The sequence below is a fragment of the Aeromonas popoffii genome (assembly GCF_000820025.1).
Lineage (GTDB): Bacteria > Pseudomonadota > Gammaproteobacteria > Enterobacterales > Aeromonadaceae > Aeromonas > Aeromonas popoffii.
Window position 1 is genome coordinate 1 of sequence record NZ_CDBI01000061.1, and the last position, 8,676, is coordinate 8,676.

Consider the following 8,676-nt stretch of genomic DNA (forward strand, 5'->3'; position numbering starts at 1 on the left):
AGGGCGCGTATGACAGTGTTGATGCCAATTTTGAGGACGCGAGCAGTATCACGAACACCTGAGCCGTTGAACGCCATATCAACAATCTTGTCTTTGACACCAGGCTTGCGGGCTTCATAGGTATAGGTGAGCTGAAACACGTGCGGACAGGCGGGGCAACGATAGCGAACATGGCCTGCAGGGGTCTTCCCATGGCGATATACGTGGTCAGAGTTGCAACGAGGGCAGTGAACGGTGATGGATGCCATGAAGCGATGAGTCTCAAAGGCACCCATCATACCAGCTCAACCGATCGGAGGCATTACCCGGATGTCGTAGAGGCGAGGTCGCTAATATGCGTTTTTCACATATTAGAGATGATATCTGGACGATCCCTGATACTAAGAATGGGAAGCCTCATTCGGTATTCTTATCTCGACAGGCGAAAGCGTTGATTGATGAACAGGCACTATATGTAAACGGGGACTTCGTTTTTGAATCAGATAGACCTAAAAGTGACGTAATTGAACCAATTTTAGTTGACTCGATAACCAGAGCTTTAAGGCGATTCATTTCTCGCTCTTTATCTGACATGGAACCATTTACCGTACATGATTTACGGCGTAGTGCTGCAACCAATTGGGCTGAGAGATTAGATGCAGAAGAGAGAGTGATCGAATTATGTCTGAATCATCTCCCACTAAATAAATTGGTTAGAACCTATCATCGTTCGCGACATGATGATAAGAAAAAAATGCTATGGCAACGCTGGGGCGAGTTGGTTGAACTAGAAGTAGAAAATGAGCCGCAAAAAACTAATCTTCATGGGAATGTTATTGAGTTCGTAAGAAAAGTAAAATAAAAAAAGGCGGACTAGTGTCCGCCTTTTTTTATTTGTTCATATTCTTCTCGTATCAGTCTTGTGACTACCTCATTTTTCCTTCTATCTGTTGTTTCACAGATGAAGTCTAGTCTTTTTATAATGTCTTCAGATAGCACAATGCTAACAGATTTTTTTCCATTATTCTTATCCCGATAGGTTTTTTGAGACCAAGCTGATTTCATTTTAGCTAGTAATAGCTCTCTTCTATCTTCAGCGTCGTTTAGTAAGTCGAACGTTGTTATTATTCCATTTAGATGATTTTTTTGATGCCCGTTTTCGATAAACCATATCGGATTGCTACCTTTATAAAGGTAGTTCCAAGCCCATTCTTTATTATTTGAGTCTACCCATTGGACAACATCGCGTATCTTACTTACGAATATCCACTTTTCTTTTAAAGTATTAAGCATGGTGTTTTTTATTTTTGGTTCATTGTTCAATAAATCAAAAAAACAAATAATAGATGCTTTCTTTGCTTTATTATCTTTTGGCAGGAGTGGGGTTTTATTTATCTCAGAGAGATAGTTGCTAGTTAAATTCAGACCTTTCCCAGTGTTGAAAATATCTGCCTTATCTATATAAAAATTATAATGTGGTGTTGATGGTTTTAAAATTCTAACGTAAGACCAAATATAATCGCATAACCTTTCATTTTCTGTATCAATCCAGTCAAAGTTACTTAGTTCCATGCATTCAAAATTGATATAATCAATCAACGTAACCTTGTTAATGTTTTGTTTGGAACTGAAAACCTTATATGCAGAGCGGCTTAATATAGCGTTGGCGTTTTTTTGAATTTCATTTAAAAGGGTTTGTTCATCATAAATATGGTTGAAGTCTACATTAGGAATTACTTTTGATAGATAGTTTATTTGTCTATTTGTAAGACCGACTGAATTGATTGCTTGAGGCATTTTAGTATTAATCCTTTATGATTACTTAGTAATTTATTGTGTTTTTAATGTATTTATATCGCATATTTGTGACTTTTTATGGCGTGATTTTCAACTTCATTATGTCATATTTTTGAGCCAGATCACTTAAGTTTGATGGTCTATCTATGCTGGTTTTAGGTTGTTTAAGGCTCAATACTAGATCAAGTTCTTATGGCTTTGCGCTGCAGTCGTTGTGTCTACCTGAAGCAAGGGTGCGTCACTCATCAACTTAGCCTTGTAACAGTGATGAAGGTGACTGAGCTACTATCTAAACATCCATTTTTAATAATAAAGCATTGCTCTTATGCATGACTATAAATGTGATATGCAGTACAAAAAATGCCTTTATGTATAGTGGGGAGGGGTATCTTATATTGCAGGGCTTATAGTAAGGTGTGTCGCTATAGTTGTTTTGGCTGGTGCTCTGATGAGAGATGTTTTTTACATGTGGACCTCCTCCTATGTACGACAAAGGAGCTCATCATGAAACTACTTAAATTGAAAGATGTCATCGCAATGACATCACTCTCTAAGGCATCAGTTTATCGACAGATGAATGACGGAAAATTTCCAGCGTCAGTCAAGATCGGCCCGAGATCTGTTGCTTGGGTTAGCTCTGAAATAGAGTTATGGATTGAAGGGAAAATAAATCTTCGCTAGGGCTAATTTCTGACGAATAATTTAAAAAAATTAGCTCGTTGCTGAGGCTACAAGTCTTATCCTATCAGGGATTAGAGTTATCAGGTTGGTTTTATATTAAATCATTCTGTGTAGGTAATAGTAATATATGTTTTAAGTTAAGCAGGGGGATGTATTTAGATTCTATAGGTTCTGTATTGGGAGTTCATAGGTAAATGAACCTACGTGTTTGAAACACTCAAAGCAATAGTCATCAATTATCATGACAGTTTAATTGCTCTACTCCGTATTCAAAGAAAGTGCTAATCGCATCTATACACAAACTATTCTGGTGATTACACCAGTTAATCGGCCGTGTTTGAAAAACACTACGGCTCTATCCGCAAAATATACCCATCATTATTTAAACCTTCAATGTCTATCAATAATCTATTGGGAGAGTTCAAATGTCTATTTCTATAGAAGAGTATGTCCTGCTTGCTCAGCTGTTCTACGAAGGACAGAACTATAGCTTTAATGTGGATAATTTAGAGAAAATCCTCTCTGTGTCGGAAAGTGCTCTTCAGAATTACTCAAGAGTGTTTGCTTTTCGAGTTGACTTTCATTTTGAACAACACACTGGCTTTGGAATGTATTTAGCCTTAAAGCCTGAGTCGGGTTCGAGAATAATTAAAGAGTTTTTTTCAAGGCTTAAATGGCTCATTGAGCGCGATGAGTTAGAACGACGTTATGAAGGCAAGCGGGTTCATTCGACTGAGATTAGATACGTTTGGGCTAAGGAGCAGACTGCCAATGCTCCCTGTCCTCACTATCACATGATGATATTTTTGAATAGGGATGCTTACTACAAATTAGGGAACTATGAATCTGAAAGAATGAACCTTGCTAATAAAATCAGAATGGCGTGGCACAGAGCTGTGTATGATGAAGATACCACTCTGCAAGATTGTAAAAAAATGGGATTGGTGCATTTCCCCAAGAATGCTGAGTATCTCATTGAGCGGAATGATACTGAGTCACTCAAGAAGATGCTTGTGCGGGCAGCCTATCTGGCTAAACACGAGACAAAACGACGCAGAGAGGGATACCGCTGTTTCGGGGGGAGTAACCTTTGAAGGCTTATTGGTGTTGATAAGAGACTTTTACTGCAGCTTTAGATGGCATCTGAGCCGGGAGTTTCTACTCCCGGATCTGTTAAGCTAATCCCTCATTTGTTATCGCATCAGTTGGAGTAACCCATGGCAGCCTATTCCCCTCCCTTCACCCTGACCCACGCCATGTTGAGTCGAGTGGCGGACATCGCCGAGTTGGTGGGGCAGTGGCGGTTTGCTCAGAGTTCTCAGGTTCCGATGCTGCGTCGAGAGAACCGGATCCGCACGATCCAAGCCTCCCTAGCTATTGAGCACAATACCCTGAGTGTTGAGCAGGTGACTGCAGTGATTGAGGGGAAGACGGTACTTGGGCTTCCACGGGAAATCCAAGAGGTCCGTAATGCGTTTGCGGCCTATGAAGCAATGCCTGAGTGGGATCCGGCTTCAGCTGATGATTTACTTCTGGCTCACGGACTACTGATGCGTGGACTCTGTGATGATGCAGGTCACTGGCGTAGCGGTGGTGTAGGTATCTATCGAGGTGAGCAGTTAGTGCATATGGCTCCCACCGCGAATCAGGTCCCTCGCCTGATGGGACAACTATTGACGTGGCTTGCAAAGACCGAGGCTCATCCGCTGATCGCTTCCTGTGCCTTGCATTATGAGTTGGAGTTTATTCATCCCTTTGCTGATGGAAATGGTCGGATGGGGCGCTTATGGCAGACTGTGATCTTGAGTCGCTGGCAGCCTGTAATGGCCTTCTTGCCAGTGGAGACGGTGATCAAAGAGCGGCAAGATCACTACTATCAGCAGCTAAGTCAGGCTGATAGTCGCAGTGATTGCACCGAGTTCATCCTCTTTCTACTGGAAGCGCTGCGCGATGCGCTGGCTCAAGCGATTGCGATTCAACCAGCAGCAGTATCACCTCATCAGGAGAAAATGCGGGTAGAAATGAAGGTTGAAACGCAGGTAGAAAAACGGGTGAAAACACCGCAGGCCATCTTGGCAGAATTGGCGGCTGAGCCGACCATAACGCTCAAGCAAGTCGCTGTGCGGATTGGCAAGTCGACCAGTACCGTCGAGAGAGCTGTTGCCGTGCTGATCAAGGACGGTCGATTACGTTTTGTTGGACCGCGTAAGAGCGGACGTTGGGAGGTATTGGATCCTAATACGTAACCATCCAGCCCCACAACTAACCGACGTGGAATTACCTCGCCACCGGCAGGTCCTCCCAGTGGGTGGTGTAACAGGGGCTCTTGGGGCCTACAGTCTCAGGCATGATTGCCGTACAATGCATGCCTGCTATCGCATTTTTGAAGATCTTTTTTGCTTTAGAATGGATAAGAATGATCCGGATTATGGTGTCTGTAGATGTAGGTAGCTTTCTTAACAACAGATTTGCTTGCCAGTTCACTCCCACTTCCAACTGAACCACGAATTCTCTAGCGGTACGGTTTCGCGCCTAAGGTGTTGCCGTTTGAGGGTGCTGGTGGAACAATATCCTCAATTTCAATATCTTGGTAACCAAAGGGCAAGGAGTACAGATTATGTACTCCTTGCTTTATGTAGGAAAATTATCATGGCGGACCTCAGTCGAGAGTCAAAAATCACTGCTGATGTGCTCGAAGAAGGAAAGATTTTCGATTACATCACCGGCGCTCAAGTAAAGAACACTGACAAAGAAAAGGTTAGGCAGCGGGTCGCACGAGCCATCATCCATGAATATGGTATCGCAGCTGAGGACATGGAGCCTGACTTCAAGGTCAAGGTGCAGGGTAAAAACCGTAAGCTTGATATCGCCATCTTCAAGCCTGGTCAGCCGCACATAATAGACAACCTCTACCGTGCAGTAACGGTTGATAAAGAGCCAAAAGTAGGAACCAAAGGTGCCTACCGAATGCGTGATCCCGAGGAGGCTCGCAAAGAATTTGAGCTGTTAGAAGCCGTAATGTCCGAAGCCGAAGGCTGTCACTATGGCCTCTGGACCAACGGCCTTGAATTCTTCTTCTTCCAGAAAGAAGTTTCGCGATTCGACACTTGGCTCAATCCAATCGGTGACTGGCCCATGGGGGACGACACCTTCAGTGTTGAAGGGCGCACCATGGGGCGATTGCGTCGCGCTGATCCGGAAATGTTGCGCATCGCTTTTCGGCGGTGTCACAACTACATCCACGGCAATGAAGGAATGCCAAAAGACGCCGCTTTCTGGCAGTTCCTCTACCTCATCTTCTGCAAGATGTATGACGAGCAACAACCTAATGAAGCTCGTGGCTTCTATGTCGGCCCCTTCGAACCCTTTGAACCTGTAGGCCAGAAGGCTATTCGTCAACGCCTCAAGCCACTCTTTGAAAAGGTCAAGAAAGAGTACAGCGCTCTCTTTAAGGGGAATGAAGAAATCACCCTATCTGATAGGGCGCTAGCTTTCATCGTTTCTGAATTGGCCCGCTATGACTTCGGTCGCACCGATGTGGATGCCAAGGGTGCTGCTTACCAAGAGATTGTGGGTACTAACCTGCGTGGTGATCGCGGCCAGTATTTCACGCCACGTGGTGCTATTAGCCTGGTTGTCAAGATGCTGGCCCCTAAGGAACACGAGCGTGTGCTGGATTCATCCTGCGGCACGGGAGGTTTCTTGGTAGAAACCCTGAACTACCTGAATAAAGTCTTCCACGAAGAGAAGCGCATCAAAACTGGCGACGAGAACACCGAGGAGTTTGTATCCATACGAGAGCGGCTGGCCAATTTTGCAGCTAATAACTTGTTTGGTGCGGATTTTGATCCCTTCCTAGTTCGCGCTGCGCAGATGAACGTGATGATGGCGGGTAATTCATTGGGCCACCTCTATCACATGAACTCGCTAGAGTTTCCGCGTGGAGACTTGCCGGGAGTTGCGCCGGCTAAGGTCAACATGCCGTTAGGGTCAATCGATGTTCTGATGACCAACCCACCGTTTGGTTCTGATATTCCGATCACTGAAAAGACTATTTTGGAGCAGTACGAGTTGGCTCGACGCTGGGAACGTCAAGGCGATGGTTTCGTAATGACCAACGCTATGAAGCCTGCGGTATCGCCCGAGGTGCTGTTCATCGAACGCTGCGTTAAGTGGCTAAAGCCGGGAGGCCGGGCGGGCATAGTCTTACCCGATGGTATCTTGGGTAACCCTGGTGACGAGTACATCCGCTATTGGATTCTTCGTCACTGCTGGGTGCTGGCCAGCGTCGATCTGCCGGTGGAATCCTTCATCGTCGAGGCCAACGTCAACATCTTGACCAGCTTGCTCTTCCTGAAGCGCAAGCCTGAAGAGGTGATCAAGGCAGAAGATCTGGGCCAGAAGAAGGATTACCCCGTCTTTATGGCGGTTGCCGAGAAAGTGGGCTTCGACCGTCGTGGTAACACACTCTACAAGCGTCACCCTGATGGTGAGGAAATCCTGGTGAATGTCAGCCACGAAGAGAAGGTCCGCATCGGCGGTGACATGCACGTGCGTACTCTTCATCGTAAGGAGCGCATCCTCGACGACGATCTTCCAGAAATCGCTAAGGCGTATGCCGAATTTCGCGCCAAACACCCGGAGCCCTGCAAATGATCACTCGACTGGGATCTGGTGAATGGGTGGAGCAATCGACTCGGCAATCTTGCTCTTTAGCGATCAACCAGAAGCTGGCTGAGCACATATTGATCAATGGTTGCAAAGATGCGGCTTTCGCCGAGATGCGCTCTGCGTTTCTGACTTGGTTCCCTCTGGAGGTCGCAGTATGACCTTCGCTAGTTTCAAGAATGCACGCATCGTTCGTTCAGGATTGCTAGACGAAGGTGGTCGTCGGCTGGACTGCAACCCATACATGTCAGGTGCATTAGAAGCGCGAGATGCATTGAAGCGCTTGCAAACTGTCGACAGGCTCTCGACAGTCACTGAGCGGATCTATCACGCTGGTCGTGAGGGCCGTACATGGGTTGATGATCCTCAATATGGTGTCCCATTTTTAGGTAGCTCGGACATCTTGTCGGCAGATCTGTCGGCGTTGCCATTGCTATCGAAAAGGCAGGTCGAGCGAAATCCACTCTTCAAACTAGGCGGAGCTTGGACCTTGATCACAAGGTCAGGAACTATTGGCCGAATGGCATATGTCCGTTCCGAGATGGCTGCTATGGCTTGCTCCGAGCACGTGCTTCGAGTCGTCCCTAATCCAGAACTCATTCCACCGGGCTACCTATACGCCTTCTTGTCGAGCCGCTATGGCGTGCCTTTGGTGGTTTCTGGAACATATGGTGCGATCATTCAGCACATTGAACCGGAGCACATCGCTGAACTGCCGGTGCCAAGGTTTGCCCCGGACATTGAGTCGCGCATTGATCAGGCAATTGCCAGATCGGCTTCTTTGCGGGATGAGGCCTCGCGCACTCTTGAGCGCGCCATCACAGAACTTTTGGTTAAGGCGTTCCTGCCAGCAATGCCAACGGGAGGAGCAGTCACGCCCTTCTCCGTATCATCAGTCAGCGCGTCCAGCCTTCAAAGGCGTTGTGACGGCTTCTTCCATAGTCGCTATCACCTGGACGCGACGGCGGCGATTAAACAGTCTGGGCGCTTTCAGACCTTGGCTCAATTCACTTCCAGCATCGTGGAGCCGAACCGCTTCAAGCGTATCGTTCTGAATGCTGACTCGGGCGGAGTCCCGTTGTTTGGTACCTCATCCATCTTCTGGAACGACCCTGAGGCCTCGTACTACTTGCCGAGCAAGCTAGCGGAGCCATACATCGTAAGTTCGAACACGCTGTTGGTGCCTCGCTCTGGACAGTTGCAAGGTGTGATTGGTCGCCCAGTGCTGCCATACGGCGACATCATTGGCGGGGCGGTCTCAGAGGATGCGATTCGAATCAACTGCCATACGCCAGTCGAAGCAGGTCTTCTATTCGTCTTTCTGACCTCGGATTACGGCCTTAGGCAGTTGAAGGCTCGCGCCTTTGGCTCATCCATTCCGCACTTAGACGTGCGGCAGATTGGGGAGTGCTTGATGCCTGAATTAGATCCAGAAGTAGCTGATCGCATCGGCAGAGCAGGTCTTAGAGTCTCAGAGCTTAGGAGTGAGGCATTGCGCCTCGAGCGTGGTGCTCGACGAGCCGTAGAAGAACAGATCGAAGGGAGCTAGTG

At 46.8% G+C, this 8,676-nt stretch carries 6 protein-coding genes and 2 pseudogenes; 6 read left to right on the plus strand and 2 right to left on the minus strand.

What is annotated here, in order from left to right:
- Window positions 1–271: pseudogene (locus BN1129_RS12810) on the minus strand (IS1-like element transposase); the annotation flags it as partial.
- 48 nt (window positions 272–319) lie between these two features.
- Here BN1129_RS12810 and BN1129_RS22585 point away from each other — a divergent pair.
- Window positions 320–841: pseudogene (locus BN1129_RS22585) on the plus strand (tyrosine-type recombinase/integrase); the annotation flags it as partial.
- 11 nt (window positions 842–852) lie between these two features.
- Here BN1129_RS22585 and BN1129_RS12815 read toward each other — a convergent pair.
- Window positions 853–1,776, minus strand: a complete 924-nt coding sequence (locus BN1129_RS12815; protein WP_042037029.1) for a ribbon-helix-helix domain-containing protein — start codon at window positions 1,774–1,776, stop codon at window positions 853–855.
- Window positions 1,777–2,280: 504 nt separating this feature from the next.
- Here BN1129_RS12815 and BN1129_RS12820 point away from each other — a divergent pair.
- The 5 genes from BN1129_RS12820 (at window position 2,281) to mads5 (ending at window position 8,674) form a co-directional block, all read left to right on the plus strand.
- Window positions 2,281–2,457 carry a helix-turn-helix transcriptional regulator gene (locus BN1129_RS12820; protein ID WP_042037030.1) on the plus strand — a complete coding sequence of 59 codons (177 nt, stop codon included), beginning with the start codon at window positions 2,281–2,283 and terminating at the stop codon, window positions 2,455–2,457.
- Between the two features lie 425 nt (window positions 2,458–2,882).
- The gene (locus tag BN1129_RS12825; RefSeq protein WP_052449350.1) at window positions 2,883–3,551 is read left to right on the plus strand and encodes an inovirus Gp2 family protein; all 669 of its coding nucleotides are present in this window, start codon (window positions 2,883–2,885) and stop codon (window positions 3,549–3,551) included.
- 123 nt (window positions 3,552–3,674) lie between these two features.
- Window positions 3,675–4,703: a Fic family protein gene (locus BN1129_RS12830; RefSeq protein ID WP_042037032.1), complete on the plus strand. Its 1,029-nt coding sequence runs from the start codon at window positions 3,675–3,677 to the stop codon at window positions 4,701–4,703.
- Between the two features lie 403 nt (window positions 4,704–5,106).
- A complete protein-coding gene (gene mads2 / locus BN1129_RS12835) occupies window positions 5,107–7,113 on the plus strand; it encodes a methylation-associated defense system DNA methyltransferase MAD2 (protein ID WP_042037034.1) in 2,007 nt (668 codons plus the stop codon).
- A gap of 169 nt (window positions 7,114–7,282) precedes the next feature.
- Window positions 7,283–8,674: a methylation-associated defense system restriction endonuclease subunit S MAD5 gene (gene mads5 / locus BN1129_RS12840; protein ID WP_042037035.1), complete on the plus strand. Its 1,392-nt coding sequence runs from the start codon at window positions 7,283–7,285 to the stop codon at window positions 8,672–8,674.
- Window positions 8,675–8,676 lie beyond the last annotated feature (2 nt).